Source organism: Pseudomonas cavernicola, assembly GCF_003596405.1.
GTDB lineage: Bacteria > Pseudomonadota > Gammaproteobacteria > Pseudomonadales > Pseudomonadaceae > Aquipseudomonas > Aquipseudomonas cavernicola.
Genome location: NZ_QYUR01000002.1, coordinates 1,473,025 through 1,498,928, shown reverse-complemented (window position 1 = coordinate 1,498,928; position 25,904 = coordinate 1,473,025). Strand labels below are relative to the sequence as shown.

27 protein-coding genes, 1 tRNA gene and 1 pseudogene are annotated in these 25,904 nt (G+C 61.4%); 17 read left to right on the top strand and 12 right to left on the bottom strand.

Features of this window, described 5'->3' with window-relative positions; all coding sequences use genetic code 11:
- Positions 1 to 78: 78 nt before the first annotated feature.
- Positions 79 to 1,533: a tRNA uracil 4-sulfurtransferase ThiI gene (gene thiI, locus D3879_RS07360; protein WP_119953401.1), complete on the bottom strand. Its 1,455-nt coding sequence runs from the start codon at positions 1,531 to 1,533 to the stop codon at positions 79 to 81.
- Between the two features lie 335 nt (positions 1,534 to 1,868).
- Here thiI and glnA point away from each other — a divergent pair, with 335 nt between their 5' ends.
- The 6 genes from glnA (at position 1,869) to D3879_RS26490 (ending at position 7,855) form a co-directional block, all read left to right on the top strand.
- Positions 1,869 to 3,275 (top strand): glutamate--ammonia ligase, encoded by a 1,407-nt coding sequence (glnA, locus tag D3879_RS07355; RefSeq protein ID WP_119953400.1) that lies wholly within the window; start codon positions 1,869 to 1,871, stop codon positions 3,273 to 3,275.
- Positions 3,276 to 3,498: 223 nt separating this feature from the next.
- A complete protein-coding gene (locus tag D3879_RS07350; RefSeq protein WP_119954915.1) occupies positions 3,499 to 4,059 on the top strand; it encodes a DUF4124 domain-containing protein in 561 nt (186 codons plus the stop codon).
- Positions 4,060 to 4,063: 4 nt separating this feature from the next.
- Positions 4,064 to 4,687: a DUF4124 domain-containing protein gene (locus tag D3879_RS07345; protein WP_119953399.1), complete on the top strand. Its 624-nt coding sequence runs from the start codon at positions 4,064 to 4,066 to the stop codon at positions 4,685 to 4,687.
- A 454-nt stretch (positions 4,688 to 5,141) separates the two neighbouring features.
- The gene (gene glnL / locus D3879_RS07335; RefSeq protein WP_119954914.1) at positions 5,142 to 6,227 is read left to right on the top strand and encodes a nitrogen regulation protein NR(II); all 1,086 of its coding nucleotides are present in this window, start codon (positions 5,142 to 5,144) and stop codon (positions 6,225 to 6,227) included.
- A complete protein-coding gene (ntrC, locus tag D3879_RS07330) occupies positions 6,224 to 7,657 on the top strand; it encodes a nitrogen regulation protein NR(I) (RefSeq protein WP_119953397.1) in 1,434 nt (477 codons plus the stop codon). The genes glnL and ntrC overlap by 4 nt, the downstream gene beginning before the upstream one ends.
- A 51-nt stretch (positions 7,658 to 7,708) precedes the next feature.
- Positions 7,709 to 7,855: a hypothetical protein gene (locus tag D3879_RS26490; protein ID WP_158592071.1), complete on the top strand. Its 147-nt coding sequence runs from the start codon at positions 7,709 to 7,711 to the stop codon at positions 7,853 to 7,855.
- 83 nt (positions 7,856 to 7,938) lie between these two features.
- Here the strand turns inward: D3879_RS26490 and D3879_RS07325 are convergent, their stop codons facing one another.
- Complete coding sequence (locus D3879_RS07325) at positions 7,939 to 8,379, bottom strand: hypothetical protein (RefSeq protein ID WP_119953396.1); 441 nt, start codon at positions 8,377 to 8,379, stop codon at positions 7,939 to 7,941.
- On the opposite strand from D3879_RS07325, the gene D3879_RS07320 reads away from it, so the two are divergent.
- Positions 8,378 to 8,839: a tRNA (cytidine(34)-2'-O)-methyltransferase gene (locus tag D3879_RS07320; RefSeq protein ID WP_119953395.1), complete on the top strand. Its 462-nt coding sequence runs from the start codon at positions 8,378 to 8,380 to the stop codon at positions 8,837 to 8,839. The genes D3879_RS07325 and D3879_RS07320 overlap by 2 nt on opposite strands.
- 270 nt (positions 8,840 to 9,109) lie before the next feature.
- Here the strand turns inward: D3879_RS07320 and secB are convergent, their stop codons facing one another.
- From secB to D3879_RS07305, 3 genes are read right to left on the bottom strand one after another with little or no spacing between them, the layout of a single operon-like run.
- Complete coding sequence (gene secB, locus D3879_RS07315) at positions 9,110 to 9,601, bottom strand: protein-export chaperone SecB (protein ID WP_119953394.1); 492 nt, start codon at positions 9,599 to 9,601, stop codon at positions 9,110 to 9,112.
- Between the two features lie 36 nt (positions 9,602 to 9,637).
- Positions 9,638 to 9,892 carry a glutaredoxin 3 gene (gene grxC, locus D3879_RS07310; RefSeq protein WP_119953393.1) on the bottom strand — a complete coding sequence of 85 codons (255 nt, stop codon included), beginning with the start codon at positions 9,890 to 9,892 and terminating at the stop codon, positions 9,638 to 9,640.
- A 1-nt stretch (position 9,893) separates the two neighbouring features.
- On the bottom strand, positions 9,894 to 10,307 hold the full coding sequence (locus tag D3879_RS07305; protein WP_119953392.1) for a rhodanese-like domain-containing protein: 414 nt from the start codon (positions 10,305 to 10,307) through the stop codon (positions 9,894 to 9,896).
- Between the two features lie 143 nt (positions 10,308 to 10,450).
- Here D3879_RS07305 and gpmI point away from each other — a divergent pair, with 143 nt between their 5' ends.
- From gpmI to D3879_RS07290, 3 genes are all read left to right on the top strand, one after another.
- The gene (gene gpmI, locus D3879_RS07300) at positions 10,451 to 11,986 is read left to right on the top strand and encodes a 2,3-bisphosphoglycerate-independent phosphoglycerate mutase (protein ID WP_119953391.1); all 1,536 of its coding nucleotides are present in this window, start codon (positions 10,451 to 10,453) and stop codon (positions 11,984 to 11,986) included.
- 289 nt (positions 11,987 to 12,275) lie between these two features.
- Positions 12,276 to 13,538, top strand: coding sequence for a murein hydrolase activator EnvC family protein (locus D3879_RS07295; RefSeq protein WP_218567810.1), 1,263 nt, complete (start codon positions 12,276 to 12,278; stop codon positions 13,536 to 13,538).
- Positions 13,539 to 13,614: 76 nt separating this feature from the next.
- Entirely contained in the window at positions 13,615 to 14,940 is a 1,326-nt protein-coding gene (locus D3879_RS07290; RefSeq protein ID WP_119953389.1) for a S41 family peptidase, read from the top strand.
- A 312-nt stretch (positions 14,941 to 15,252) separates the two neighbouring features.
- Here D3879_RS07290 and D3879_RS07285 read toward each other — a convergent pair whose 3' ends face one another.
- The 7 genes from D3879_RS07285 to hisB all read right to left on the bottom strand — a co-directional run bounded on the left by D3879_RS07285 (position 15,253) and on the right by hisB (position 20,259).
- The gene (locus tag D3879_RS07285) at positions 15,253 to 16,014 is read right to left on the bottom strand and encodes a substrate-binding periplasmic protein (protein ID WP_119954913.1); all 762 of its coding nucleotides are present in this window, start codon (positions 16,012 to 16,014) and stop codon (positions 15,253 to 15,255) included.
- A gap of 142 nt (positions 16,015 to 16,156) precedes the next feature.
- On the bottom strand, positions 16,157 to 16,912 hold the full coding sequence (locus D3879_RS07280) for a substrate-binding periplasmic protein (protein ID WP_119953388.1): 756 nt from the start codon (positions 16,910 to 16,912) through the stop codon (positions 16,157 to 16,159).
- Positions 16,913 to 17,089: 177 nt separating this feature from the next.
- Entirely contained in the window at positions 17,090 to 17,860 is a 771-nt protein-coding gene (gene hisF / locus D3879_RS07275) for an imidazole glycerol phosphate synthase subunit HisF (protein WP_119953387.1), read from the bottom strand.
- 118 nt (positions 17,861 to 17,978) lie between these two features.
- Positions 17,979 to 18,716: a 1-(5-phosphoribosyl)-5-[(5-phosphoribosylamino)methylideneamino]imidazole-4-carboxamide isomerase gene (gene hisA / locus D3879_RS07270; protein ID WP_119953386.1), complete on the bottom strand. Its 738-nt coding sequence runs from the start codon at positions 18,714 to 18,716 to the stop codon at positions 17,979 to 17,981.
- A 51-nt stretch (positions 18,717 to 18,767) separates the two neighbouring features.
- Positions 18,768 to 19,028, bottom strand: coding sequence for a DUF2164 domain-containing protein (locus D3879_RS07265; RefSeq protein WP_119953385.1), 261 nt, complete (start codon positions 19,026 to 19,028; stop codon positions 18,768 to 18,770).
- A complete protein-coding gene (hisH, locus tag D3879_RS07260; protein ID WP_119953384.1) occupies positions 19,028 to 19,666 on the bottom strand; it encodes an imidazole glycerol phosphate synthase subunit HisH in 639 nt (212 codons plus the stop codon). Before hisH ends, D3879_RS07265 begins: the two co-directional genes overlap by 1 nt.
- Positions 19,666 to 20,259, bottom strand: coding sequence for an imidazoleglycerol-phosphate dehydratase HisB (gene hisB / locus D3879_RS07255; protein WP_119953383.1), 594 nt, complete (start codon positions 20,257 to 20,259; stop codon positions 19,666 to 19,668). Before hisB ends, hisH begins: the two co-directional genes overlap by 1 nt.
- A gap of 130 nt (positions 20,260 to 20,389) precedes the next feature.
- Here hisB and D3879_RS07250 point away from each other — a divergent pair, with 130 nt between their 5' ends.
- The 7 genes and pseudogenes from D3879_RS07250 (at position 20,390) to D3879_RS07215 (ending at position 25,756) form a co-directional block, all read left to right on the top strand.
- Positions 20,390 to 20,788: an acetyl-CoA sensor PanZ family protein gene (locus D3879_RS07250; RefSeq protein ID WP_119953382.1), complete on the top strand. Its 399-nt coding sequence runs from the start codon at positions 20,390 to 20,392 to the stop codon at positions 20,786 to 20,788.
- 191 nt (positions 20,789 to 20,979) lie between these two features.
- Positions 20,980 to 23,208, top strand: coding sequence for an AsmA family protein (locus D3879_RS07245; RefSeq protein WP_119953381.1), 2,229 nt, complete (start codon positions 20,980 to 20,982; stop codon positions 23,206 to 23,208).
- A complete protein-coding gene (gene mutY / locus D3879_RS07240; protein WP_119953380.1) occupies positions 23,205 to 24,272 on the top strand; it encodes an A/G-specific adenine glycosylase in 1,068 nt (355 codons plus the stop codon). Before D3879_RS07245 ends, mutY begins: the two co-directional genes overlap by 4 nt.
- Positions 24,269 to 24,556, top strand: coding sequence for an oxidative damage protection protein (locus tag D3879_RS07235; protein WP_119953379.1), 288 nt, complete (start codon positions 24,269 to 24,271; stop codon positions 24,554 to 24,556). Before mutY ends, D3879_RS07235 begins: the two co-directional genes overlap by 4 nt.
- Positions 24,557 to 24,633: 77 nt before the next feature.
- Positions 24,634 to 24,709: transfer RNA gene (locus D3879_RS07230), tRNA-Phe, on the top strand.
- A gap of 218 nt (positions 24,710 to 24,927) precedes the next feature.
- Positions 24,928 to 25,146: pseudogene (locus D3879_RS07220) on the top strand (LysR substrate-binding domain-containing protein); the annotation flags it as partial.
- Positions 25,147 to 25,249: 103 nt separating this feature from the next.
- A complete protein-coding gene (locus tag D3879_RS07215; protein WP_119953378.1) occupies positions 25,250 to 25,756 on the top strand; it encodes a DUF1993 domain-containing protein in 507 nt (168 codons plus the stop codon).
- Positions 25,757 to 25,904 lie beyond the last annotated feature (148 nt).

Below are 25,904 nucleotides of genomic sequence, written 5' to 3'. Positions count from 1 at the left end.
TGAATAAAATGAGTGGCTCAACAGCCCCGTCGGTCGGGGGGGCGGTGGCGGATACTGCCGCCAAACAGACCCGGCGTCTTATGCCGGGCGATAAACGCGCACATTGGCATGCCCCTCGCTGAGCAAGTGATGGGCATGCAGGCGGCTCATCACGCCTTTGTCGCAATACAGCAGGTACTGGCGGGTAACATCCAGCTCCTTAAAGCGACTGTTGAGTGCGAAGAACGGCAAAGGTTGAACCTCGATGCCATTCAGCTCCAGCGGCAGGTCCTCCTGAGCATCCGGATGACGGATATCCAAGACGATCTGCCCAGGCAAGGCTTCACTCACTTCCTCAACCTGGATGTCTTCGCCCAACTCGTCGATCACCCGGTCGATCGGCACCAAGCGGGCGCGCTCCAAGGCACGCTCCAGCACGGCCATATCGAACTGGGCCTCTTCATAGACGACGCGTTCGGGCTTGGCGCGGGTGGTCGGGTTCACCGATATCACCCCACAATATTCCGGCATGTGCTTGGCAAACTCGGCGGTGCCGATTTGCGTCGCCATGTCGATGATGTCTTGCTTGTGGCTGGCAATCAGCGGACGGATCACCAGTTTGTCGGTGGCCCGGTCGATTACCGCGAGATTCGGCAGGGTCTGGCTGGAAACCTGGGAAATCGCCTCGCCGGTGACCAGCGCATCGATATCCAAACGATCGGCAATATTGCTGGCGGCGCGCAACATCATTCGCTTAAGCACCACACCCATATGGCTATTATCTACCTTGCCGAGAATCTCGCCGAGCACTTCCTCGAACGGCACGCTGACGAACAGCACCCGCTGCGAGCGGCCGTACTTGTCCCAGAGGTAGTGCGCAACCTCCATCACCCCCAGTTCGTGGGCACGGCCACCGAGGTTGAAGAAGCAGAAGTGGCTGACCAGCCCGCGGCGCATCATTTGGTAAGCCGCTACCGTCGAGTCGAAACCGCCGGACATCAGCACCAGCGCGTGCTCGATGGCGCCCAGCGGATAACCGCCGATGCACTCATGCTGATGATGGATGACAAACAGGCGCTGGTCGCGAATCTCCATGCGCACCACGACTTCCGGCTCTTTCAGCGAAATCCCGGCCGCCCCGCACTGCTGACGCAGTTGGCTACCGACATAACGCTCGACATCCATCGAACTGAAGCTGTGCTTGCCGGCGCGTTTGCAGCGCACGGCAAAGACTTTGCCCGGCAGCAAGTCGGCGTAATGCGCCTTGCACTTCTGCACCATGTCATCAAAATCAGCCAGCGGGTATTCGTTCACTTCGAGGAATTGGCCAATACCCGGAGTACGGGTCAGGCGCTCGATCATCTCGCGCAGTACTTTCGGCTCGGTGATCTTGGTCTCGACGTCGAGGTTGTCCCACACGCCATCCACCACGAGGTCTGGATCCAGGTCACGCAACACCATGCGAATGTTCTTCGCCAGCTGGCGGATAAAGCGCTTACGCACCGGCCGGCTTTTGATGGTGATTTCAGGGAAGACTTTAACGATAAGTTTCATGAAAACAGCGCGCGTGAGGCCAGCCGAAAAAGAGGGGGCAGGATTATAGCGGAAATTGCTCAAGGTTTAACCAGTTATCGAGCATAAACATCTGAGGCGCACCAAAACAAAGCACTGAGATTCTTTGCTGCCCCATACCAGTGCAAGGGCGCATCCAACTTGACCACACAACCCCCGCCACGCCTGACTTTCACTAATTAAGCCCACTTCAGGGCACTGGCATGCAATTTGCTCTCTTGTGAGGCAGGTTGCCCTGGCGGAGTATTCCCGCCCGGCTTCACCCGTTTATTTTGGGGGCTAACACTTACCAAGCCCCTATCCATCTGGAGGACACCATGTCGAAGTCGCTTCAACTCATCAAAGAACACGACGTGAAGTGGATTGATCTGCGCTTCACCGACACCAAAGGCAAACAGCACCACGTGACCATGCCGGCCCGTGATGCAGCGGACGAAGACTTCTTCGAAGTCGGCAAGATGTTCGACGGCTCCTCCTTGGCTGGTTGGAAAGGCATCGAAGCCTCCGACATGATCCTGCTGCCGGACGACAGCACCGCCGTGCTCGACCCGTTCACCGAAGAGCCGACCCTGATTCTGGTCTGCGACATCATCGAACCGTCGACCATGCAAGGCTACGACCGCGACCCGCGCGCAATCGCCCACCGCGCCGAGGAATACCTGAAGAGCACCGGTATCGGTGACACCGTATTCGTCGGTCCGGAACCCGAATTCTTCATCTTCGACGAAGTGAAATTCAAATCCGACATTTCCGGCTCCATGTTCAAGATCTACTCCGAACAAGGCTCCTGGATGTCCGACGCCGACATCGAAACCGGCAACAAAGGTCACCGCCCAGGCGTTAAAGGCGGCTACTTCCCGGTTCCGCCGTTCGACCATGACCACGAAATCCGTACTGCCATGTGTAATGCCATGGAAGAAATGGGTCTGGTCATCGAAGTTCACCACCACGAAGTGGCGACTGCCGGTCAGAACGAAATCGGCGTGAAGTTCAACACCTTGGTCAACAAGGCTGACGAAGTTCAGACCCTCAAGTACTGCGTACACAACGTCGCAGACGCCTACGGCAAAACCGCTACCTTCATGCCGAAGCCGCTGTACGGCGATAACGGTTCGGGTATGCACGTGCACCTGTCCATCGCCAAAGATGGCAAGAACACCTTCGCTGGCGAAGGCTATGCCGGCCTGTCCGATACCGCCCTGTACTTCATCGGCGGCATCATCAAGCATGGTAAGGCTCTGAACGGCTTCACCAACCCGTCGACCAACTCCTACAAGCGTCTGGTTCCGGGCTTCGAAGCACCGGTCATGCTGGCCTACTCGGCCCGCAACCGTTCCGCCTCGATCCGCATCCCCTACGTTTCCAGCCCGAAAGCACGCCGTATCGAAGCGCGCTTCCCGGACCCGGCTGCCAACCCCTACCTGGCCTTCGCAGCTCTGCTGATGGCTGGCCTGGACGGTATCCAGAACAAGATCCACCCCGGCGATGCCGCCGACAAGAACCTCTACGATCTGCCACCGGAAGAGGCGAAAGAGATCCCGCAGGTTTGCGGCAGCCTGAAAGAAGCCCTGGAAGAGCTGGACAAGGGTCGTGCGTTCCTGACCAAAGGCGGCGTATTTAGCGATGACTTCATCGATGCCTACATCGCCCTGAAGAGCGAAGAAGAAATCAAGGTGCGCACCTTCGTGCACCCGCTGGAATACGACCTGTACTACAGCGTCTAAGCCAGCCACGCCTGCTTTAGCAGCGTGACTCAAAGGCCTCCCCAGTGAAAACTGGGGAGGCCTTTTTATTGAGCCAGACTGTAGCTCTTCGTAGGAGCGGGCTTTATAGCCTTTTTATCTGGCACTTTTTATTTGCTGGCGCGCACAGCTATAAATGTACGAGCTTGCCAGCGCCTCCCGCCAGTGCAAGGCTAAGCAACACACCCTCAACGGGAAGCCAGCCATGCGCCTCACGCTTACCTGTCTGCTGCTCGCACTGGCCGTGCCGGCCGCCGCACAGATCTACAAATACACCGACGCCAACGGCAACACGGTGTACACCAACCAGGCGCCAGACGGTGTAGCGACCGAAACCGTCAAACTGCCGCCCACCAATAGTGTGGAAATGCAGGTACCGACCGCGCCCATTGCCAATCCGGCGACTACTCCGGCCGCAAAAGCTGTTTACAGCGTGCTACAGCTGACCAACCTCCCCTCGGAGGGAGCCCTGCGCGCCAATAACGGCACCTTCAGCGTCGGCGTGAAGCTGCAACCGCGCCTGAGCCCCGGCCATCGTCTGCGCCTGCTCTTGGACGGCAAGCCCTACGGCCAGGCGAGCAATGTGCCACTCCTGCAGCTGAGTAATATTCCACGCGGCGAACATAGCCTGGCGGTGGAGGTCCTCAGCGGCGAACAATCGCTCCAACAAAGCGCCACCGAGACCTTTACCGTGCAACGCGTCAACACCAGCAGCCCAGCGTTGCGTCCGCCTGCACCAACACCTACCCCGAGACCAGCCCCCTAAAAACATGCGATTTCTCCTGCTTTGCCTCCTGCTGATCGGCCCTCCGGTTGCCGCCGAGGTCTACACCTATATCGACAGCGAGGGTAATCGTGTCTTCACCGACCGCCCAAAACCAGGCAATGCCAAGCGCATCGAGCTGGCCCCGTCCAATGGCATGTCAGCCAGCAATATCCCATCGCCCCCCGCGCTGGTGCAGGCCGCGCCAGTTGCCACACCACCGACCTATCAGCTCCTGCGCATCCTGATACCCGAGCCAGATGCGACGGTCCGCGACGGTGCCTCCGGCAACCTGATCGTCACCGCCACCAGTGAGCCCAACCTGTTGGCCGGGCATAACTACCGCCTGCTGCTCGACGGCCAGGTGATGGGCGGCCCCAGCCGCAGCCCAGTCTTCCCGTTGAGCAATCTGACGCGCGGCACCCATCAATTGGCCGTGGAAATCCTCGATGGCAACGGCCGCACCCTGGAGCGCACGCCGAACCAGCCGGTGCATGTCCTGCGTATTTCCCTGGATCAAAAACGCATGGCCAAACCGTGCAAGAAAAAAGATTACGGCGTGCGACCCGAATGTCCGCTGAAAGATAAGCCGCCAGAGAAGAAGGACGTCCCTTACGTCCCCTTCATCTAATCCACTGGCATCGCACTGATTTGGTGCGATAGCCTGCACTACTATCTATACACTCCCCATTTTGGTTCGCTAACTGTTCTGGTTGGCGCAGAAAAGTAGCCCAAAGCCCCCGCCCGGCAGTGTTCGCGCGTCTTTTCGGGGCTTTGGTTTGCTTTTTGCATTTTCAGATCCATTCTCGGGATCTTTAGGCTCTGTTGACGCTTAATGAAGGCCGCGCCGGAGCCTGCTGTTGCGCAGGGCAAGGCGCGAGGAGTGTGATTTGGTTGTTCCAAATGAACGACGAGTAACGCAGCCCTGCACAACAGCAGGCCCGGCCCTTCGGGTTGTGCCTGAAAGGGCGCCATGCCGCGTTGCAGGCCTTGGCAAGGGACGACCATTGCCGGCTGCCTGCGCCTTGCCTGGCGCCCTTTCAGGCGACAACGCGGCTCGTCATTAAACGTCAACAGAGCCTATGATGACCATCAACGACGCCCTGCACCGACTGCTGCTGGATAACCTGACCACCGCGACCCTGCTGCTCAACGCCGAACTGCGCCTTGAGTACATGAATCCGGCGGCCGAGATGCTGCTGGCCGTCAGTGGCCAACGCAGCCATGGCCAGTTCATCAGCGAGCTGTTCACCGAGTCGCCGGAAGCCCTGGCCTCGTTGCGCCAGGCGGTGGAACAGGCGCACCCGTTCAACAAGCGCGAAGCCGTGCTGACGGCGCTGACCGGGCAAACCTTGACCGTCGACTATGCGGTGACTCCGATTCTCAATCGCGGCGAAACCCTGTTGCTACTGGAAGTCCATCCGCGTGACCGACTGCTGCGGATCACCAAGGAAGAGGCGCAGCTGTCCAAGCAGGAAACCACCAAGCTGCTGGTGCGCGGCCTGGCCCATGAGATCAAGAATCCGCTCGGCGGCATCCGCGGCGCCGCCCAACTGCTGGCCCGCGAGCTGCCGGAAGAAAGCCTCAAGGACTACACTAACGTCATCATCGAAGAAGCCGACCGCCTGCGGAACCTCGTGGACCGCATGCTCGGCTCGAACAAGTTGCCGTCTCTGGCGCTGACCAACGTGCACGAGGTGCTGGAACGCGTCGGCAGCCTGGTCGAAGCGGAAAGCCAGGGCAGTATCACGTTGGTGCGCGATTACGATCCGAGCATCCCGGACGTGCTGATCGACCGCGAACAGATGATCCAGGCGGTGCTGAATATCGTGCGCAACGCGATGCAGGCCATCGGCACGCAGAACGAGTTGCGCCTGGGCCGCATCACCCTGCGCACCCGCACCCTGCGCCAATTCACCATCGGCCACACCCGCCATCGCCTGGTGACCAAGGTGGAGATCATCGACAACGGCCCCGGCATCCCGGCGGAGCTACAGGAAACCATCTTCTACCCCATGGTCAGCGGTCGCCCGGACGGTACGGGGCTAGGCCTGGCCATCACCCAGAACATCATTAGTCAGCACCAGGGGCTGATCGAGTGCGAGAGCCATCCCGGCCACACCGTGTTCTCGATCTTCCTGCCGTTGGAACAAGGAGTTACTTCGCCATGAGCCGCAGTGAAACCGTCTGGATTGTCGACGACGACCGCTCCATCCGCTGGGTCCTGGAAAAAGCCCTGCAACAGGAAGGCATGACCACCACCAGCTTCGACAGCGCCGACGGCGTACTCGGCCGCCTGAGCCGCCAGCAACCGGATGTGGTCATCTCGGACATCCGCATGCCCGGCTCCAGCGGCCTCGAACTGCTGGCCAAGATTCGCGAGCAGCACCCGCGCCTGCCGGTGATCATCATGACCGCCCATTCCGACCTGGAAAGCGCTGTGGCGTCCTACCAGGGCGGAGCCTTCGAGTACCTGCCCAAGCCCTTCGATGTCGATGAAGCCGTGTCCCTGGTCAAACGCGCTTTCCAGCACGCCCAGGAGCAGCAGGGGCTGGAAGTCCCAGTCGTACAAGCCCGCACGCCGGAGATCATCGGCGAAGCGCCGGCGATGCAGGAAGTGTTCCGCGCCATCGGCCGCCTCAGCCACTCGAACATCACCGTGCTGATCAATGGCGAGTCCGGCACCGGCAAGGAGCTGGTCGCGCATGCCCTGCACCGGCATAGTCCACGGGCGACGTCACCGTTCATCGCGCTGAACATGGCGGCGATTCCGAAAGACCTGATGGAATCCGAGCTGTTCGGTCACGAAAAAGGCGCCTTCACCGGCGCCGCCAACCAACGCCGCGGGCGTTTCGAGCAGGCTGACGGCGGCACCCTGTTCCTCGACGAAATTGGCGATATGCCGGCCGACACCCAGACTCGCCTGTTGCGGGTGCTGGCCGACGGCGAGTTCTACCGGGTCGGCGGTCACACGCCGGTCAAAGTCGACGTGCGCATCATTGCCGCCACCCACCAGAACCTGGAAAACCTGGTGCAGGCGGGCAAATTCCGCGAAGACCTGTTCCACCGCCTCAACGTCATCCGCATTCATATCCCGCGGATGTCCGACCGCCGTGAAGACATCCCCACGCTGGCTCGCCACTTCCTCAGTCGAGCCGCCAAGGAGCTGGCGGTCGAGCCGAAGCTGCTGAAGAGTGAGACCGAGGACTACCTGAAGAACCTTCCGTGGCCAGGCAACGTGCGCCAGTTGGAGAACACCTGCCGCTGGATCACCGTGATGGCTTCCGGTCGCGAAGTGCATATCGACGACCTGCCGCCGGAGCTGCTGACCCAACCGCAAGACAGTGCGCCAGCGACCAACTGGGAGCAGGCACTGCGCCAGTGGGCCGACCAGGCCCTGGCGCGCGGCCAATCGAGCCTGCTCGACAGCGCCGTGCCGACCTTCGAGCGAATCATGATCGAGACCGCACTCAAGCACACCGCCGGCCGCCGCCGCGATGCCGCCGTGCTGCTCGGCTGGGGGCGCAATACCCTGACGCGCAAGATCAAAGAACTCGGCATGAAGGTGGCCGGTGACGACGAAGAAGGCGACGACGCGTAGGGTGGGTTAGGCCGGAGGCCGTAACCCACCACCCGACCCAAGGGGCCGGCCATGTCGATGGTGGGTTACGCCGCTTGCGCGGCTAACCCACCCTACGAACTCGGCATGAAGATCGACGGCGCTGACGATGCCGAAGGCGATGACGCGCAGGCCGTAACCCAGCACCCGGCCCAAAGGGCCGGCCAACAGCAGCGGTAATAAAACTGGCACACCTCGTGCTTAGTATCAGGTAACTCCAATTTCGGGGACCTTGGTACAGGCAGGCCGGGGAATCCCCTTTTTTATTCCGCGCGCAGGCTGATCGTCAGCCGCCACCGCCCCTCCACCGCTGCGCCGTGCCACTCGCCACGCAGCGGGCGGGCTGCAACCAGATTCAACAGCAAGCCCCGCTCACTATGAATCAATCGCCAATTCACGCCCTTTCCAGCTAACTGCAGCTGCCCATGCTGGGCGCGACCTTCTGCCTCAAACAGCAGCACCAGCGCACCATGCAAGTGCTCAGCGGACACTTTTGGTTCAACATTGAACCAAAGTTGCAGACCATCAGGCAGCACTTCAACCTGTTCCAGAGTGACCGGCTCAGGTGTCGTCAAGCGGCCAAGCATCAACCCGACCAACAAGCCAAGCAGCGCCAACGCCGCGAGGAAGCGCCGCCATAACTTCGGCCGCGGGTCCTCTACAGGAGTAGAATCCTGCCCGTCCTCACGCTCGGAGCCGTGCATGTTTCACGTGATCCTCTTTCAACCGGAAATCCCACCGAATACCGGCAACATTATCAGGCTGTGCGCCAACAGCGGCTGCAGCCTGCATCTGATCGAACCGCTCGGCTTCGAGTTGGACGACAAGCGCCTGCGCCGCGCCGGGCTGGACTATCACGAGTACGCCAGCCTGAGCCGCCACGCCGACCTGGCCAGTTGCCTGGCGAGCCTCGGCCAACCGCGGCTGTTTGCCTTTACCACCAAGGCCTCGCGGCCCTATCACGAAGCCCGCTTTCAGCACGGTGACGCCCTGTTGTTTGGCCCGGAAAGCCGCGGACTGCCGGCCGAGGTGCTGGAAAATTTGCCGCCTGAACAGCGCCTACGCCTGCCAATGCGCCCCGGCTGTCGCAGCCTGAACCTCTCCAACACCGTCGCGGTAGCCGTCTATGAAGGCTGGCGCCAGCTCGACTTCAGCCTCGACTGAGGCTCCTGCAGGTACTTCAGTCGAATACATTGGCTCTGCACCCGTTATCTGTTACGTCGGACTGCTGCTCTTTGTAGGAGCTAGCTCTGCTAGCGAACATAGACAACTTACCAGCTTCGCGAGCAGAGCTCGCTCCTACGGAGTCGGCGTTGTTGTCAGGCTATTGCGCAACTGCCAACCCAGACAGGGCCAATAAATCTTCCCGCCCCCAACAAAAGCACCGACATGAAAAAGCGCCCCGCAGGGCGCCTTTTTCAGTGCGGCAACGACTTAGTGCTGAGCCGCAACGGGGGCTTCGCCAGCCGCTTGCATACGGCTCAGTTCCTGAGCGTAGAGCGCGTCGAAGTTCACCGGTGCCAGCATCAGCGCCGGGAACGAACCGCGCACGACCAAGCTGTCGAGGGTCTCGCGGGCGTACGGGAACAGAATGTTCGGGCAGAACGCACCGAGAGTGTGGCTCATCGAGGCGGCGTCCAGCCCCTTGATCAGGAAGATCCCGGCCTGCTGCACTTCGGCAATGAAGGCGGTCTCTTCGCCGGTTTTAACCGTCACGGAGAGAGTCAGCACCACTTCGTGAAAGTCGCCTTCCAGAGACTTCTGCCGGGTATTCAGGTCCAGAGCCACACTCGGATTCCACTCCTGACGGAAGATTTCCGGGCTCTTCGGCGCTTCAAAGGAGAGGTCGCGCACATAGATGCGCTGCAGGGAAAACTGCGGGTTCTGGTCGTCTTGTGCAGCGCCGTTGGTCACTTGTTCAGTCATAGCAGAGCCTTCTTATCGTTAGGTTTCTACAAAAATTCAGGCCTTGAGCAACGCATCCAGCTTACCGGCGCGTTCCAGGGCATAGAGGTCATCACAGCCGCCCACATGGGTGCTGCCGATCCAGATCTGCGGCACCGAAGTGGCGCGCGCCTTGCGGGTCATTTCAGCGCGCACATCGGGCTTACCGTCGACGCTGATTTCCTCGAAGATCACACCCTTTTTCGCCAGCAACTGTTTGGCGCGGGTGCAGTAAGGACACCAGTCGCTGGAATAGACGACGACGGACGGCATATCACTTCACCAAGGGCAGATTGTCGCCGCGCCAGCTGGAAATCCCACCAGACAGCTTGGCTGCGTTGAAACCGGCTTTCTTCAGCTCACGGCTGACGCTACCGGCATGCTGGCCCAGGGCATCGACCACGATCAAGGTCTTGGTCTTGTGCTTTTCCAGCTCGGCGATACGGCTGATGACTTTCTCGGAAGGGATATTCAGCGCGCCAACGATATGGCCGCTGGCAAAGTCCTTGTTCGAGCGCACATCGAGCACCAGGCCCTGTTCGCTATTGACCAGCGCCGTCAGCTCGCGAGTGCTCAGGCTTTGACCGCCTTTTTGCAGCTCGGTGAAGATCAGCAAGGCCAGCAGCACCGCGAACACACCGCTGAGCACATAGTGGGTAGTGGCAAATTCAATCAGGTGAGCGAGCATCAATAGGTTCCAGGACGGTAAAATGTCGGCCAGTATACACAGGCCCAAAGGTCGGCCAAACCCCGCCCGACGGTGACGCCGCCGAGACTTGGCTTTAAAATGCCCGGCCTTTTTGACCACCACGCCAAAAGCGAGTCGGATCTATGACTGCCACGCCCAAACCCCTGGTTCTGATCATCCTGGACGGCTTCGGTCACAGTGACAGCCCCGAATACAACGCCATCTACGCCGCCAACACGCCGGTCTACGATCACCTGCGCGCCACTCAGCCGAATGGCCTGATCTCAGGCAGCGGCATGGACGTTGGCCTGCCGGACGGACAGATGGGCAACTCCGAGGTCGGCCACATGAACCTTGGCGCCGGCCGCGTGGTGTACCAGGACTTTACCCGGGTGACTAAGGCGATCCGCGATGGCGAGTTCTTCGACAACCCGGCGATCTGCCGCGCGGTGGATCAAGCCGTCAGCGCCGGCAAGGCTGTGCATATCCTCGGCCTGTTGTCTGACGGTGGCGTGCACAGCCATCAGGATCATCTAGTCGCCATGGCCGAGCTGGCTGCCCAGCGCGGTGCCGAGAAGGTTTATCTGCACGCCTTTCTCGACGGCCGCGACACCCCGCCGAAAAGCGCCCAACCGTCGCTGGAACTGCTCGACAACACCTTCGCCCGCCTTGGCAAAGGCCGCACCGCCTCGATCATCGGCCGTTACTTTGCGATGGACCGTGACAATCGCTGGGACCGCGTCGAAGCCGCTTACAACCTGATCGTCGATGGTCAGGCCCAGTTCCAGGCGGACAGCGCCGTTGCCGCCCTTGAAGCCGCCTATGCCCGTGGCGAGAGTGACGAATTCGTCAAAGCCACCAGCATCGGCGCCCCGGTTAACGTCGAAGACGGCGATGCCGTGGTCTTCATGAACTTCCGTGCCGATCGTGCCCGCGAGCTGACCCGCGCATTCGTCGAGCCGGACTTCAACGAGTTTGCCCGCGCTCGCCAGCCCAAGCTGGCCGGCTTCATCATGCTCACCCAGTACGCTGCCAGCATCCAAGCGCCCAGCGCCTTCGCGGCGACCAGCCTGGACAACGTGCTCGGCGAATACCTGGCGAAACACGGCAAGACCCAGCTGCGCATCGCCGAAACCGAGAAATACGCCCACGTCACCTTCTTCTTCTCCGGCGGCCGTGAAGAACCGTTCGAGGGTGAAGAGCGCATCCTCGTCCCCTCGCCGAAAGTCGCCACCTACGACCTGCAACCGGAGATGAATGCGCCGATAGTCACCGACCGCATCGTCGAAGCCATCGAGCAGCAGCGTTACGACGTGATCATCGTCAACTACGCCAACGGCGACATGGTTGGCCATACCGGCGTGTTCGAAGCGGCAGTCAAGGCCGTGGAATGCCTGGACGTCTGTGTCGGCCGCATCGTCGCCGCGCTGGACAAAGTTGGCGGCGAAGCGCTGATCACCGCCGACCACGGCAATGTCGAACAGATGGAGGACGAATGCACCGGCCAGGTGCACACCGCGCATACCTGTGAGCCGGTGCCGTTCATCTATGTCGGCAAGCGTAAGGTCAGCCTGCGCCAAGGCGGCGTGCTGGCCGACGTGGCACCGACCATGCTGACCTTGATGGGCCTGCCACAACCCGCGGAGATGACTGGCACCAGCATCCTCGAACTGCAATAAACTCGGCGCCCCAGACAAAGCCCCGGCAAATAGCCGGGGCTTTGTCGTTTCAGAGCCGCACGCGGGCGGCGATGAAGTCGAGCAAGCAGCTGATCCGCGCGGCTAGCGCGCCCGCCAGTTGCTGGGCTGGGAGCCCAAGCACGCCTCGGTGCTCGAATGGATCGCCCGCGACATGCGCTAAACCGACACCGCTCGACACAAACGCCTCACCGCCTGTGGTATGGACGTTTTTTTTGCAGCCCGCCGCGGGCATACTAGGGCGTCTCCCTCCCCCGGTATCGCCCGCCCCATGCTCCGCACTTTGCTTGCCGTCTTCCTTGCTTGCCTGCTCAGCCCGGTAATGGCCGATCAACGCACCGAAACCCAGAAGCAGCTAGATGCTGCGCAGCAGGATATTGGCGAGCTGAAAAAGCTGCTTAAACAGCTGGAACAGGATAAATCCGGCGTGCAGAAACAACTGCGCGGCACGGAAACCGAAATGGGCCAGCTGGAAAAGCAGGTCAAGGCCCTGCAGGAAGAGCTAAATAAAAGTGAAGCCGAGATTCAGCGGCTGGATACCGAGAAAAAAAAACTCGAAGGCGCACGCCTTGAGCAGCAGCGCCTGATCGGCATTCAAGCACGTGCAGCCTACCAAAGCGGCCGCCAGGAATATCTCAAACTGTTGCTGAACCAACAAAACCCGGAAAAATTCGCCCGCACCCTGACCTATTACGATTACGTCAGCCAGGCGCGCCTGGAACAGCTCAACACCTTCAACGAAACCCTCCGTCAACTGGCCAATATCGAGCGTGAAAGCGCCGCCCAACAAGCCCAGCTGGCCGAGCAGAAAAGCGCGCTGGATGGCCGCCGCGAGCAACTGGCGCAAGCCCGCAAGGAGCGACAGCTAGCGCTGGCCAAGCTGAACCAGGAGTCCAACGCGCGCGGCCAAAAGCTTAAAGCCCGCGAGCAGGAGCAAGCCGACCTCGGGCGCGTGCTAAAAACCATCGAAGAGACCCTCGCCCGTCAGGCCCGCGAAGCCAAAGCCGCCGCAGAGGCGCGCCAACGAGCGCTGGCGGAACAGCAGCTGGCGGAAAAACAGTCACGCCCGACCGCCAACAAATCCGTTAGCGGCCCGTTGGTTTCCAGCGCCGGCGCCACCTACGGCGGCCCTTTCGCCAAGAGCCGCGGCAAATTGCCCTGGCCGGTTGATGGTCGCTTGGTCGCCCGTTACGGAACCGCTCGCGGCGGCGACGCTCGTACAACTTGGGATGGCGTGCTGATTGGCGCCTCTGCCGGCAGTCAAGTGCGGGCCGTACACGGTGGCCGCGTAGTGTTTGCCGACTGGTTGCGTGGCGCCGGGCTTCTGGTCATTCTCGACCATGGCAACGGTTATCTGAGCCTCTATGGCCACAACCAAAGTTTATTGAAAGACGCCGGCGACATTGTCAAAGCTGGCGAGCCGATCGCGACCGTCGGCACTAGCGGCGGCCAAGATACGCCGGCGCTGTATTTTGCGATTCGTCAGCAGGGCCGCCCTAGCGACCCGGCACAATGGTGTCGCGCACAAGGATAAGCGTTACATCACCGAGGCTCTGTTGGCGTTTAATGACACCATTAGACGTTAACAGAGCCTACTACTGGAGTTCGTTATGCCGCATTTGTCCCGCCTTACCTCTCTGGCCCTGGCTATCGCGTTGGTGATCGGCGCACCGCTGCTGCATGCCGCACAAGCTGTCGAGACCGCCGCGCCAGCAGCTGCGACGAACGGCAAAGCGCCGCTGCCGCTCGATGAGCTGCGCACCTTCGCCGAGGTCATGGACCGAATCAAGGCGGCCTATGTCGAGCCGGTAGACGACAAGACCCTGCTGGAAAATGCCATCAAGGGCATGCTCAGCAACCTCGACCCGCACTCGGCCTACCTCGGCCCGGAAGATTTCGCCGAGCTACAGGAAAGCACCAGCGGCGAGTTCGGTGGCCTCGGCATCGAAGTCGGCCTGGAAGATGGCTTCGTCAAAGTGGTTTCACCGATCGACGACACGCCCGCCTCCAAGGCCGGCATCCAGCCCGGCGACCTGATCGTTAAGATCGATGGCGAGCCGACCAAGGGCCTGTCGATGATGGAAGCCGTGGACAAGATGCGCGGCAAAGCCGGCGAAAAGATCCTCCTGACCCTGGTGCGCGAAGGCGGCCAGCCGTTTGACGTAGAGCTGACTCGTGCGGTGATCAAGGTCAAGAGCGTGAAAAGCTTGGTGCTCGAGCCGGGCTATGGCTACCTGCGCATCACCCAATTCCAAGTCAACACCGGCGATGAAGTGGGCAAGGCCCTGGCCAAGCTGAGGAAAGACTATGGCAATAAGAAACTCCGCGGCCTGGTGCTCGACCTGCGCAACAACCCCGGCGGGGTGCTGCAGTCGGCGGTGGAAGTCACCGATCACTTCCTCAAAAAGGGCCTGATCGTCTACACCAAAGGCCGCATCGCCAACTCCGAACTGCGCTTCTCCGCCGACCCGGTCGATGCCAGCGAAGGTGTGCCGCTGGTGGTGCTGATCAACGGTGGCAGCGCTTCTGCCTCGGAAATTGTCGCCGGCGCCCTGCAAGATCATAAGCGCGGCATTCTGATGGGCACCGACAGCTTCGGCAAAGGTTCAGTGCAAACTGTGCTGCCGCTGAGCAACGAGCGCGCACTGAAGATCACCACCGCGCTGTACTTCACCCCGAACGGCCGCTCGATCCAGGCCCAGGGCATCGTTCCGGATATCGAAGTGACGCGCGCCAAGATCACCCGCGAGCAGGATGGCGAAAGCTTCAAGGAAGCCGATCTCGCCGGACATCTAGGCAATGGCAACGGTGGCGCGGACAAACCGAGCAGCAAGGGCAAAGCGCAGAGCAAACAGCCACGTCCGCAGGACGATGACTTCCAACTGAGCCAAGCACTCAACCTGCTGAAAGGCCTGAGCGTCACCCGCGGCGACTAAAGCGGCTCCCCAGCAGGAGCGAATTTACGACCCACAGGGACGTGGGAAGTGCAGCGAGCCGTCGGGAACGGCTGCTGCGCCGCGATAGGGCCTCTCGGCCCCACAACTGTCGCGGCTAAAGCCGCTCCCAGCAAAAACCGCCATCCGCTTTTTTTTTGTAGGAGCCAGCTCTGCTGGCGATCCGCCCGCCACCTCCGGCGACATCATCGCGAGTAGAACTCGCTCCCACGGCGCGGCGACTTAGCAGCCTGTTCAAAGATAGTCGCGAGCCACAGCACTGTGCGGCGCCCGCAGCGGATCGTGAACAGGCTCTTACAGATAGTTGCCGGTGATGTCTTCGATAAAGCCCTCGGCACGCAACTCGTCCAGGGCCTTCTGCAGGCGCTGCACCACTTCGTCCGGAGTGTCCTTGTTCAACGCCAGGTACAACTCGGCATCGTTGAAGCGCAGCACCGTGGTCAGGCCGCTGACGCCTTCTTGCTTGGCCAGGTAGCGGCCCACCGGATCGGTGGTGGCCCACAGGTCGATCTTGCCACTGGTCAGCTTCTTCACGTTTTCCTGATCGCGCAGGGCGTTGACCGGCTTCATGCCCTGGCTTTCCAGGTGCTGACTGACCGCATCGTTCTTGTAGGCACCGATGGTGTATTGCCCGGCTTCTTTCAGGCTCGGCACCTTAAGCGTATTGCCGGGAGCGGCCAGCAGCACCCAGCCGGTCTTGGCCAGCGGCCCGACCCACTTGAACAGGGGTTTGCGCTCAGCCGTATAGGTGGTGGAGAACAGGCCGTAGTTGGGCTTGTCCAGGGTCAGGCGGTAGAGGCGGTCCCAGGGAAAACGCAGGCTCAGGGTGTAGTCGATGCCCGCCCGTTTGAACATTTCGCGCACGATATCGGCACTGATGCCATCGATGCCATCGTCGCGGGCGAAGTTCTTGTCATCCACAGCCATGTTGAATGGCGGAAAGTTCTCGGTCAGCAACACGACCTTGTAGTCGGCCGGCAACTCGGCTCGAGCCGTTGCCGCTGCCGCTGCCAGGATCAAGCCCAGCAACAGAGTACGTTTGAATGGTTTCAGCATGGTTAGGAGCGCCCGCATGATTTGTTATTGTGGTCGGGGGCATTCCTGCTGGGAGCCAAGGCTCCGCTGCGGAATGCTCGTCTCGTTGCCATCCTTGGCCAGGGCCGCCGCTAAGCCGGCCCGGTGCTGCCTCTCGCTGGTATTACAGATAACTGTTGAGGATCTCGTCTACGAAGCCTTCGCTGCGCATCTTGTCCAGCGCACCTTGCAGCTTCTGTACCACTTCATCCGGGACTTCTTTGTTCAGTGCCAGATACAGCTCGGCCTTATTGAAGCGCAGCACGGTCTTCAGCCCATCAACCCCTTCCTGCTTGGCCAGATAACGCCCAGCCGGATCGCCGGTAGCCCACAGGTCGATCTGCCCGCTTTCCAGCTTCTTGGCGTTTTCCTGATCGCGCAGCGCGGTCAGTGGCTCGAGCTTTTGCTGTGCCAGGTATTCGGCAATCGCGTCACCCTTGTAGGCACCGACCCTGTACTTCTTCGCGCCTTCCAGGCTACTCAAGGCGATCTTGCTGTCAGGCTTGGCCAGCATGATCCAGTCGTCCGGGCCGATCGGGCCGACCCATTTGAATGCTTGCTCACGCTCAGGTAGACGGGCGGTGACGAACACTCCATAGCCCGGCTTTTCCAGCGCCAGTTTGTAGATCCGATCCCATGGGAAGCGCAGCGTCAGGCTGTATTTGATCCCGGCACGCTTGAACATCTCCTGCACGATATCCACGGCAATACCGTCGATATTGTCTTCCTGGGCGAAGTTCTTGCCATTGACCGCCATGTTGTACGGCGGGAAGTTCTCGGTCAGCAGGACAACACTGTAGTTCTCGTCCACGTCGGCACGGGCGCTGCCGGCAAGCACCAATAAGGTGCCAGTCAGCGCAAGCAACAGGCGTTTATACATAGCGGCTCTCTTCTTGATTTGTAGAGTATTTGTAGAGCGGACAGAGCGTCTCAGCATACGCAGCAGCGTTGCCGACGCCCAATCTTGGCTGGAAAAATGCGACTGAGTAGTCAAATGCAGACTTGGCCTCAGCCCGCATTGAGCAGCGGCGCAGGTGCTGGGTTTGGGCCTGCGCTATTAGCGCACCACAATGCCCCGACTGGCCAGGTAAGCCTTGGCTTCCGGCACGGTGTATTCGCCGAAATGGAAGATGCTCGCCGCCAATACCGCCGAGGCCTTGCCCTCGAGGATACCCGCCGCCAGATGCTCCAGATTGCCAACACCACCGGAGGCGATTACCGGAATGCCGACGGTCTCGCTGATGGCACGGGTGACGCCGAGGTCGAAACCGTTCTTCATGCCGTCCTGATCCATGCTGGTCAGGAGGATTTCACCCGCGCCGAGCTCTTCCATCTTTTTCGCCCAGAGCACGGCATCCAGGCCGGTGGGTTTACGTCCACCGTGGGTGAAGATTTCCCAGCGCGGGGTCTCGCCGGGTAGCGAAACCTTCTTCGCGTCGATGGCGACGACGATGCACTGCGAGCCGAAACGCTGCGCCGCCTCGCCGACGAACTCCGGGTTGAACACCGCCGCAGTGTTGATCGAAACCTTGTCCGCCCCGGCATTCAGCAGGTTGCGGATGTCCTGCACGGTTCGCACCCCGCCCCCCACGGTCAACGGGATGAACACCTGGCTGGCCATGCGCTCGACGGTATGCAGCGTGGTGTCGCGGCCATCGACGCTGGCGGTGATGTCGAGGAAGGTAATCTCGTCGGCACCCTGCTCGTCGTAACGGCGGGCGATCTCGACCGGATCACCGGCATCGCGGATGTTCTCGAACTTGACGCCCTTGACCACGCGACCGTTGTCGACGTCGAGGCAGGGGATGATTCTCTTTGCCAGTGCCATAGTAGGTGCTCTCGTAGGGTGGGTTACGCCGCAGGCCGTAACCCACCGTAGCGGGTTTGAGTTCAACGCCAGTCGGCGGGTTACGCCGCTGCGCGGCTAACCCACCCTACGGTTCGGGTCAGCCTTTGTAGCTGTCGCAGAACGCTTGCGCTTCAGCCACATCCAGCGTGCCTTCGTAGATGGCCCGGCCGGTGATCGCGCCAATGATCCCGGGCGCCTTGGCATCCAGCAGGGCGCGGATATCGCCGAGGTTATGGATACCACCGGAGGCGATCACCGGAATCTTGGTCGCCGCGGCCAAGGCTGCCGTGAAGGGCACATTGCAGCCCTGCATCATGCCGTCTTTGGCGATGTCGGTATAAACGATGGCCGACACACCATCGGCCTCGAAACGCTTGGCCAGGTCGATGACCTGCACGGCGCTGACTTCGGCCCAGCCATCGGTGGCGACGAAACCGTCTTTGGCGTCCAGACCGACGATTACCCTGCCCGGAAACGCACGGCAGGCCTCGGCGACGAACTCTGGTTGTTTCACCGCCTTGGTGCCGATGATCACATAGCTGACGCCGGCTTTGACGTAAGCCTCGATGGTTTCCAGCGAGCGAATACCGCCGCCGATCTGGATCGGCAGCTGCGGATAGCGCTTGGCGATGGCGGTAACCACTTCACCGTTGACCGGCTGGCCTTCGAAGGCGCCGTTCAGGTCGACCAGATGCAAACGCCGGCAACCAGCGTCGACCCACTTGGCGGCCATGCTCACCGGATCATCGGAGAACACCGTGGAGTCGTCCATGCGGCCCTGGCGCAGACGCACGCAGGCGCCGTCTTTGAGATCGATAGCGGGAATAATCAGCATCAGTCGAACCTGCTCAAGTCTTGGAATTCAGTTCTTGGAATCGGTGAAGGGTCAGCTCTTCTCGAGTGCCCACAAGTCGCTTTCTATGCTCAGGAACCTGTCGGCCAGGTGCGCCTGCACGTCGGCAATCGCCTTGTTGTAGAAAAGCGGCGCCACTTCGCGGGTGAACAGATCGAGCACTTCCTGCGCCTCGAAGGAGCCCAGTTGCAGCTCGAAGCGCTCTTCCAGAAAGTCCTTGATCGCCGCCACCGCCGCAGTCTTCTGCGCGGCTTCGAGGCTCAGGCTTGGCGCCTTGTGCTTGGCCCGGGCCATTACCAGCGACCATCCCAGGCGGCGAAGTTCTGCAGCAACTGCAGGCCATGGGTATGGCTCTTCTCCGGGTGGAATTGCACGGCGAAGCGCGAGCCATCGGCCAGGGCCGCGGCGAAGTCGACGCCATAGTGACCACGCCCGGCGACCTGCCGCGGGTTGCCCGCCTGGATGTAGTAGCTATGCACGAAGTAGAAACGCGCCAGGTCCGGAATGTTGTGCCAGAGCGGGTGATCGAGCGTCTGCGCGACCTCGTTCCAGCCCATGTGCGGCACTTTCAGCGACTCGCCATCCTCGACCAGATCCTTGCCGAAGAAACGCACCTGTCCGGGGAACTGGCCGATGCAATCGACCCCGCCATTCTCTTCACTACGATCGAGCAACGCCTGCATGCCGACGCAGATGCCGAGGAACGGACGATCCTGGCTGACTTCACGCACCAGCGTATCGAAGCCGAGGCGACGAATCTCCGCCATGCAGTCGCGAATCGCACCGACGCCGGGGAACACCACGCGATCGGCCTCGCGGATCACGCTGGCGTCGCTGGTGATCTGCACCCGCCCGGCACCGACGTGCTCGAGGGCCTTGGCCACCGAGTGCAGGTTACCCATGCCGTAATCGATAACCGCTACCGTCTGCATCAGAGGCAACCCTTGGTCGACGGCATCTGCCCGGCCATCCGCTCGTCCAGCTCGACGGCCATGCGCAGCGCGCGGCCGAACGCCTTGAACACGGTTTCGATCTGGTGGTGGGTGTTGTGCCCGCGCAGATTGTCGATGTGCAGGCTGACCTGGGCGTGATTGACGAAGCCTTGGAAGAACTCCTGGAACAGGTCGACATCGAAGCCGCCGACCGTGGCGCGGGTGAACGGCACGTGCATCTGCAGCCCCGGGCGCCCAGAGAAGTCGATCACCACGCGCGACAAGGCTTCATCCAGCGGCACATAGGCATGGCCATAGCGATAAATGCCTTTCTTGTCGCCGAGGGCCTTGGCGAAGGCCTGGCCAAGGGTGATACCGACGTCTTCCACCATGTGGTGGTCATCGATATGCAGGTCGCCTTCGGCTTCGATATCCAGGTCGATCAACCCATGCCGGGCGATCTGGTCGAGCATGTGCTCAAGGAACGGCACACCAATCGCAAAGCGCGCTTTGCCAGTGCCATCCAGATTGATCGAGGCCTTGATCTGGGTTTCCAAGGTGTTGCGCTCGACGGACGCCGTACGTTCGGCCATCACCAGCTCCACAAAATGCTCACGAAAAGGCAGCCATTATAGGGCGACGAGGCTCGACGCGGCTACCGACGGCGGTCGCTGCGGTTTACACTCGCGCCCGCCCACCTGAACCGCCACCTGGAGCCGTGCCATGCCCGTATTCGTCGAAGTCGTCAGCGCACCGTCGGCGCAGGACAAACGCGACCTGGCGAAGATCTACGCCGACGCGCCGGCCTGGTTATTGGCGCCCTACCGCGATGCCGAGACCCTGCTCGATAGCGCTATCGAGCAGGGAACGTTGATCGCCGGGCGCTTTAACGATCGCCTGCTCGGCGCCGCCCTGGTCGAGCGCGGGGAGTTGCACTGGCGGCTATCCCACCTCTGCGTGCGCAAACTCACCCGCCAACGCGGGGTCGCCCGGCGCTTGCTCGATGAAACCCAACGCTGGGCTGCGGCCGCCGGCAAACCGTTGCATCTGGCCGCACCGCAAGATCAGCTGGAATGCCAAGCCCTAGCGGCGCGCGCGCATCTGCCACTGGAACCGCTATAAGCCAGCGGCCAGCGCGATCCGAGTAGCGCTGGCCGACAGCCGGGAACCGCACACCGACTTCCCCGTCCAACCCTCTGCGCGTCCAGCCGCAAAGCCGGCGGCCCGCCAGCCGGGCAGCAAACGCAGTAATTTCAGCCACTCTGTATACTCGCTACCCACACCTGTCTCGCACTCACTACAAGGACTCGTCCATGAAAGCGCTCGGCAAAATCCTGGGTCTGATTTTCCTCGGGTTGTTGCTGATCCTCGTGGCACTGGGCTTTGCCCTGACCCACCTGTTCGATCCCAACGACTACAAAGACGAAATCCGCCAGCTCGCCCGCGACAAGGCCAACCTGGAACTGACGCTGAACGGCGATATCGGCTGGAGCCTGTTCCCCTGGCTGGGCCTGGAGCTGCACGAGGCCACCCTGGCCAGCGCGGCCAGCCCCGACAAGCCTTTTGCCGATCTGCGCATGCTCGGCCTGTCGGTACGAGTGCTGCCACTGCTGCGCCGCCAGGTGCAGATGAGCGACATCAAGGTCGATGGCCTGAATCTGACCCTCAGCCGCGACGAGCAAGGCCGCGGTAATTGGCAAGACATCGGCCATCCAGCCAAACCGGCGGCGCCACCTGCGACAGCTAGCCAGCCCGCCCCGAGCGAAGCACCTGCCGGTACCGAGCCCACCGAAGCCCCATCGGCGAAGCCACTCAAGCTGGATATCGACAGCCTGACGCTGAACAATGCCCGCATCGACTATCACGACGCCAAGAGCGGCCAGCAGCTCAGCGCCGAAGGCATTGAGCTGACCACCGGCGCGATCCGTGAAGGCGCAAACATCCCGCTGAAACTGACCGCCTTCTTCGGCACCAACCAGCCAGTACTGCGCGCCAAGACCGAACTGCAAGGTCAACTGCGCTTCGACCGAGCGCTCAAGCGCTACCAATTCGAAGACCTGAAACTGTCGGGCGAGGCATCCGGCGAACCGTTCAAGGGCAAGACCCTGACCTTCGCAGCCCAAGGCCAATTGCTCCTAGACCAAGCAGCCCAAGTCGCCGAATGGAACGGCCTGAAGTTTTCCGCCAACCAACTGCGCGCCCTCGGCGAGTTGAACGTTCGCGACCTGAACAACCAGCCGAAACTGACCGGCGGCCTGTCCATCGCCCAGTTCAATCTGCGTGAATTCCTCGACGGCCTAGGCCAGCAACTGCCCGCCAGCGCCGATCCCAGCACCCTCGGCAAGTTCGAGCTGGTCACCCGCCTCAAAGGCAGCCCAACCAGCCTGACCCTGGATGAGCTGAACCTGAAACTCGACGACAGCAGCCTCACCGGCAACATCGCCATCATCGACTTCGCCAAACAGACCTTGTCCGCCCAACTCAAAGGCGACCGCCTGGATCTCGACCGCTACCTGCCGCCAGAGGCCAAGGCTGCAGCAGCCAGCACCAGCCGCCAAGCCGAAGTGAAAAGCACCGTCGCGACCGCTAGCCAAAACGGCAGCAACGAGCTGCCCAACGCCCCGACACAGCAAGCCTGGAGCGAAACCCCGGTGCTGCCGATCGATCGACTGCGCAAGTTGGATCTGCAGCTTAATCTCAGCCTCGGCCAACTGACCCTCGACAAACTGCCGATCGAAAACGCCAGCCTGAAAGCCCACGGCAAAGACGGCCTACTGACCCTGGAGAATCTGCGCGGCGAGCTCTACAACGGTAACTTCGCCGTCAATGCCACCCTCGACGTGCGCCCCGCCATCCCGCTACTGAGTGCACAGAAACGCATCAGCCGCATACCAGTCGAACAACTGCTCAAGAGCCAAGGGCAGAAGCCACCACTCAAGGGCCTGCTCGACCTGAATACGGATATCAGCACCAGCGGCAACAGCCAGAAAGCCTGGGTAGAAGGCCTCAACGGCACCGCCAGCTTTGCCTTGAGCGACGGCGTGCTGCTCGACGCCAATCTCGAACAACAGCTTTGCCAAGGCATCGCCACGCTTAACCGCAAGTCGCTTAGCGGCCCGGCACGCGGCAAAGACACTCCGTTTGAAGAGCTCAAGGGCAACCTGAGTTTCCGCAACGGAGCCGCCAGCAACCCCGACCTGCGCGCGCGCATCCCCGGCCTGAGCGTGAAGGGCAACGGCGACGTCGACCTGCGCGTGCTTGGCATGGACTACCGCCTGGGCATCGCCATCGAAGGCGACAAGACCGAAATGCCTGACCCGGCCTGCCAAGTGAACCAGCGCTACGTCGGCATCGAGTGGCCTCTGCGCTGCCGCGGCCCGCTAGAACTGGGCGCCAAAGCCTGTCGCCTGGATAAGGACGGCATGGGCAAGGTCGCCGGCAAACTGGCCGGCGACAAACTCAGCGAAAAAATTGAAGAGAAACTCGGCGACAAGGTCAGCCCGGAACTGAAAGACGCACTCAAGGGCCTGTTCAAACGATGAGTCCCGAGCAATTCAGTAGCGCCGTGCTGGACTGGTACGACCGCCACGGCCGCAAGGATCTGCCCTGGCAACAAGACATCGATCCGTACCGCGTATGGGTCTCCGAGATCATGCTGCAGCAGACCCAGGTCAGCACCGTGCTCGGCTACTTCGACCGCTTTATGGACGCCTTGCCCAACGTACAGGCGCTGGCCGAGGCGCCGGAAGATGAAGTGCTGCACCTGTGGACCGGCCTCGGCTACTACACCCGCGCACGCAACCTGCAGAAAACCGCGAAAATGGTAATGGCCGAGCATGGCGGCGAGTTTCCCCAGGATGTCGAGCAACTCACCGAACTGCCGGGCATTGGCCGTTCCACCGCCGGCGCCATCGCGAGCCTGTCGATGGCCCTGCGCGCGCCGATTCTGGATGGCAACGTCAAACGCGTGCTAGCCCGCTATACCGCGCAGGACGGCTACCCTGGCGAACCGAAAGTCGCCAAGCAACTGTGGGACGCCGCCGAGCGCTTCACCCCGCACGAGCGGGTCAACCACTACACCCAGGCGATGATGGATCTTGGCGCCACCCTCTGCACCCGCAGCAAGCCGAGCTGCCTGCTGTGCCCATTGCAGAGAGGCTGCCGGGCGCACCTGCTTGGCCGCGAAAGTGCCTACCCGACGTCCAAGCCGCGCAAGACCCTGCCGCAGAAACGCACCCTGATGCCCATCCTGGCCAACCGCGAAGGCGCCATCTTGCTCTATCGCCGCCCGTCCAGCGGGCTCTGGGGCGGACTCTGGAGCTTGCCAGAAGTGCCCGCCATCGATGCGCTGGACGATTTCGCCGCACGCCACGGCCTGACCCTCGGCAACCGCCGCGAATTGGCGGGGCTGACCCACACCTTCAGCCACTTCCAACTGGCCATCGAACCCTGGCTGATCCACGTCGAGACCGCCGCAGCCAACGTGGCCGAGGCCGACTGGCTCTGGTATAACCTCGCCACCCCGCCGCGCCTGGGCCTCGCCGCTCCGGTGAAAAAGCTGCTCAAGCGCGCCGCAGATGTATTGAATGCAGGAGAATCGTCATGACCCGCACCGTGAATTGCCGCAAGCACAAAAAGGAACTGCCCGGCCTCCCCCGCCCGCCCTATCCAGGCGCCAAGGGCGAAGACATCTTCAACAACGTTTCGCAGCAAGCCTGGGACGAATGGCAAAAACACCAGACCCTGCTGATCAACGAGCGGCGCCTGAACATGATGAACGCCGAGGACCGCAAGTTCCTCCAAGCCGAGATGGATAAGTTCCTCTCCGGCGAGGATTACGCCCAGGCGGAAGGCTACGTCCCCCCCAGCGATTCCGGCAAAAATCCGTAAGCGCCCGTTATAGCTAAATATTTTTCTGGTTCGCGCTTGACAGGCATAAGCCAAATCCGTCTAATAGCGCCCCGTTGGCCCAGGTAGCTCAGTCGGTAGAGCAGGGGATTGAAAATCCCCGTGTCGGCGGTTCGATTCCGTCCCTGGGCACCACTAATACCGAAAAACCCCAAGCGAAGATGATTCCTTGGGGTTTTTTATTGCCTGCGATTTGACGGTGCCTGGAGCAATTCCTCGCCCACAGCAGCCCCTCGCTTCCTGCCGCTCACGTAACTGCGCAAGCTCGCGGTTACTGGCTGACGGTTGGCACCAGTCATCATCCCGCCACCTTGCAGGCGCAGCCCAAGCCCTGATACCTGGCGTGCGGCGGCCAGCAGCCGCTTTACTCGGCCGCCCCACTGATCCGCTCCGGGCATCTGGTCGCGCGGCTATCCGAATGGACGCCCCAGGTGCTCGGCATACATGCGGTCTACGCCGCTCGGCGGCAAATGCCACCCACCCTGCGCGCCCTGCTGGATTTCCTGGTAGAGCGCCTGGTAGCTAACCCGCGCGGGGACGAGGAAGGCAGTTTGCCAGGGCTGGAAAAGTAGCTGGACGCCTGCCCACCTCGGCCCATTTCTTTTGCACAGGGACGCAGTAGACTCCAGATGGCGCTTATTCCTGCGCCCTTAACTTTCCGTCTGGAGCACGTCCATGTCCCTGTCGATCTACCAGGCTTCAATCCCGACCTTCATCCGCACCCTGAACAATCTCTCGGCCATTCTCGAGAAAGCGGCGGCGCATGCCGAAGCGAAGAAAATCGACCCATCGGTGTTCATCAACGCCCGCCTCGCCCCGGACATGTTCGCCCTGGCGCGCCAAGTGCAAATCGCCTCCGACAGCGCCAAAGGCGGCGCCGCGCGCCTGGCCGGTGTCGAGGTGCCCAGCTACGCGGATACCGAAACCACCTTCCCCGAGTTGCAGGCGCGCATCGCCAAGACTCTCGACTTCCTCAAGAGCCTCAAGGCCGAGCAACTGGAAGGCAGCGAAGATCGCACGGTGACCCTGAAGCTACGCAACCAGGAAGTCAGCTTCGGTGGCCGCGACTTCCTCTTCGGCTTCTCCCTGCCAAACTTCTTCTTCCACGTCACCACCGCCTACAACATCCTGCGCCACAACGGCGTGGACATCGGCAAGATGGATTTCCTCGGCGGGCTCTGAGCCCCAGTCGCACAGCGGAATACCGCTCGCTCCAGACAAGGGTGCGAGCGGCTCTAGTCGACAGCGCCAGCAAGAACGAAGTTAGAGATCGCCGAGAGGCAAGCTGTTCCCCAGGCTGAAAAGGCCGGAGGATCGGCAACACCTAATC

Excerpts from the sequence above, each read along its gene's own strand:
- D3879_RS07265 (WP_119953385.1), bottom strand. The coding sequence starts at position 19,028 with ATGGCCCGGGCCAAGCACAAGGCGCCAAGCCTGAGCCTCGAAGCCGCG.
- secB (WP_119953394.1), bottom strand. The coding sequence starts at position 9,601 with ATGACTGAACAAGTGACCAACGGCGCTGCACAAGACGACCAGAACCCG.
- D3879_RS07285 (WP_119954913.1), bottom strand. The coding sequence starts at position 16,014 with ATGCTGAAACCATTCAAACGTACTCTGTTGCTGGGCTTGATCCTGGCA.
- D3879_RS07320 (WP_119953395.1), top strand. The coding sequence starts at position 8,378 with ATGTTTCACGTGATCCTCTTTCAACCGGAAATCCCACCGAATACCGGC.
- hisB (WP_119953383.1), bottom strand. The coding sequence starts at position 20,259 with ATGGCCGAACGTACGGCGTCCGTCGAGCGCAACACCTTGGAAACCCAG.
- D3879_RS26490 (WP_158592071.1), top strand. The coding sequence starts at position 7,709 with ATGTCGATGGTGGGTTACGCCGCTTGCGCGGCTAACCCACCCTACGAA.
- gpmI (WP_119953391.1), top strand. The coding sequence starts at position 10,451 with ATGACTGCCACGCCCAAACCCCTGGTTCTGATCATCCTGGACGGCTTC.
- D3879_RS07290 (WP_119953389.1), top strand. The coding sequence starts at position 13,615 with ATGCCGCATTTGTCCCGCCTTACCTCTCTGGCCCTGGCTATCGCGTTG.
- thiI (WP_119953401.1), bottom strand. The coding sequence starts at position 1,533 with ATGAAACTTATCGTTAAAGTCTTCCCTGAAATCACCATCAAAAGCCGG.
- D3879_RS07305 (WP_119953392.1), bottom strand. The coding sequence starts at position 10,307 with ATGCTCGCTCACCTGATTGAATTTGCCACTACCCACTATGTGCTCAGC.
- D3879_RS07245 (WP_119953381.1), top strand. The coding sequence starts at position 20,980 with ATGAAAGCGCTCGGCAAAATCCTGGGTCTGATTTTCCTCGGGTTGTTG.
- D3879_RS07280 (WP_119953388.1), bottom strand. The coding sequence starts at position 16,912 with ATGTATAAACGCCTGTTGCTTGCGCTGACTGGCACCTTATTGGTGCTT.
- glnA (WP_119953400.1), top strand. The coding sequence starts at position 1,869 with ATGTCGAAGTCGCTTCAACTCATCAAAGAACACGACGTGAAGTGGATT.
- D3879_RS07215 (WP_119953378.1), top strand. The coding sequence starts at position 25,250 with ATGTCCCTGTCGATCTACCAGGCTTCAATCCCGACCTTCATCCGCACC.
- mutY (WP_119953380.1), top strand. The coding sequence starts at position 23,205 with ATGAGTCCCGAGCAATTCAGTAGCGCCGTGCTGGACTGGTACGACCGC.
- D3879_RS07350 (WP_119954915.1), top strand. The coding sequence starts at position 3,499 with ATGCGCCTCACGCTTACCTGTCTGCTGCTCGCACTGGCCGTGCCGGCC.
- D3879_RS07250 (WP_119953382.1), top strand. The coding sequence starts at position 20,390 with ATGCCCGTATTCGTCGAAGTCGTCAGCGCACCGTCGGCGCAGGACAAA.
- D3879_RS07345 (WP_119953399.1), top strand. The coding sequence starts at position 4,064 with ATGCGATTTCTCCTGCTTTGCCTCCTGCTGATCGGCCCTCCGGTTGCC.
- ntrC (WP_119953397.1), top strand. The coding sequence starts at position 6,224 with ATGAGCCGCAGTGAAACCGTCTGGATTGTCGACGACGACCGCTCCATC.
- D3879_RS07295 (WP_218567810.1), top strand. The coding sequence starts at position 12,276 with ATGCTCCGCACTTTGCTTGCCGTCTTCCTTGCTTGCCTGCTCAGCCCG.
- glnL (WP_119954914.1), top strand. The coding sequence starts at position 5,142 with ATGACCATCAACGACGCCCTGCACCGACTGCTGCTGGATAACCTGACC.
- hisF (WP_119953387.1), bottom strand. The coding sequence starts at position 17,860 with ATGGCACTGGCAAAGAGAATCATCCCCTGCCTCGACGTCGACAACGGT.
- hisA (WP_119953386.1), bottom strand. The coding sequence starts at position 18,716 with ATGCTGATTATTCCCGCTATCGATCTCAAAGACGGCGCCTGCGTGCGT.
- D3879_RS07325 (WP_119953396.1), bottom strand. The coding sequence starts at position 8,379 with ATGCACGGCTCCGAGCGTGAGGACGGGCAGGATTCTACTCCTGTAGAG.
- hisH (WP_119953384.1), bottom strand. The coding sequence starts at position 19,666 with ATGCAGACGGTAGCGGTTATCGATTACGGCATGGGTAACCTGCACTCG.
- D3879_RS07235 (WP_119953379.1), top strand. The coding sequence starts at position 24,269 with ATGACCCGCACCGTGAATTGCCGCAAGCACAAAAAGGAACTGCCCGGC.
- grxC (WP_119953393.1), bottom strand. The coding sequence starts at position 9,892 with ATGCCGTCCGTCGTCGTCTATTCCAGCGACTGGTGTCCTTACTGCACC.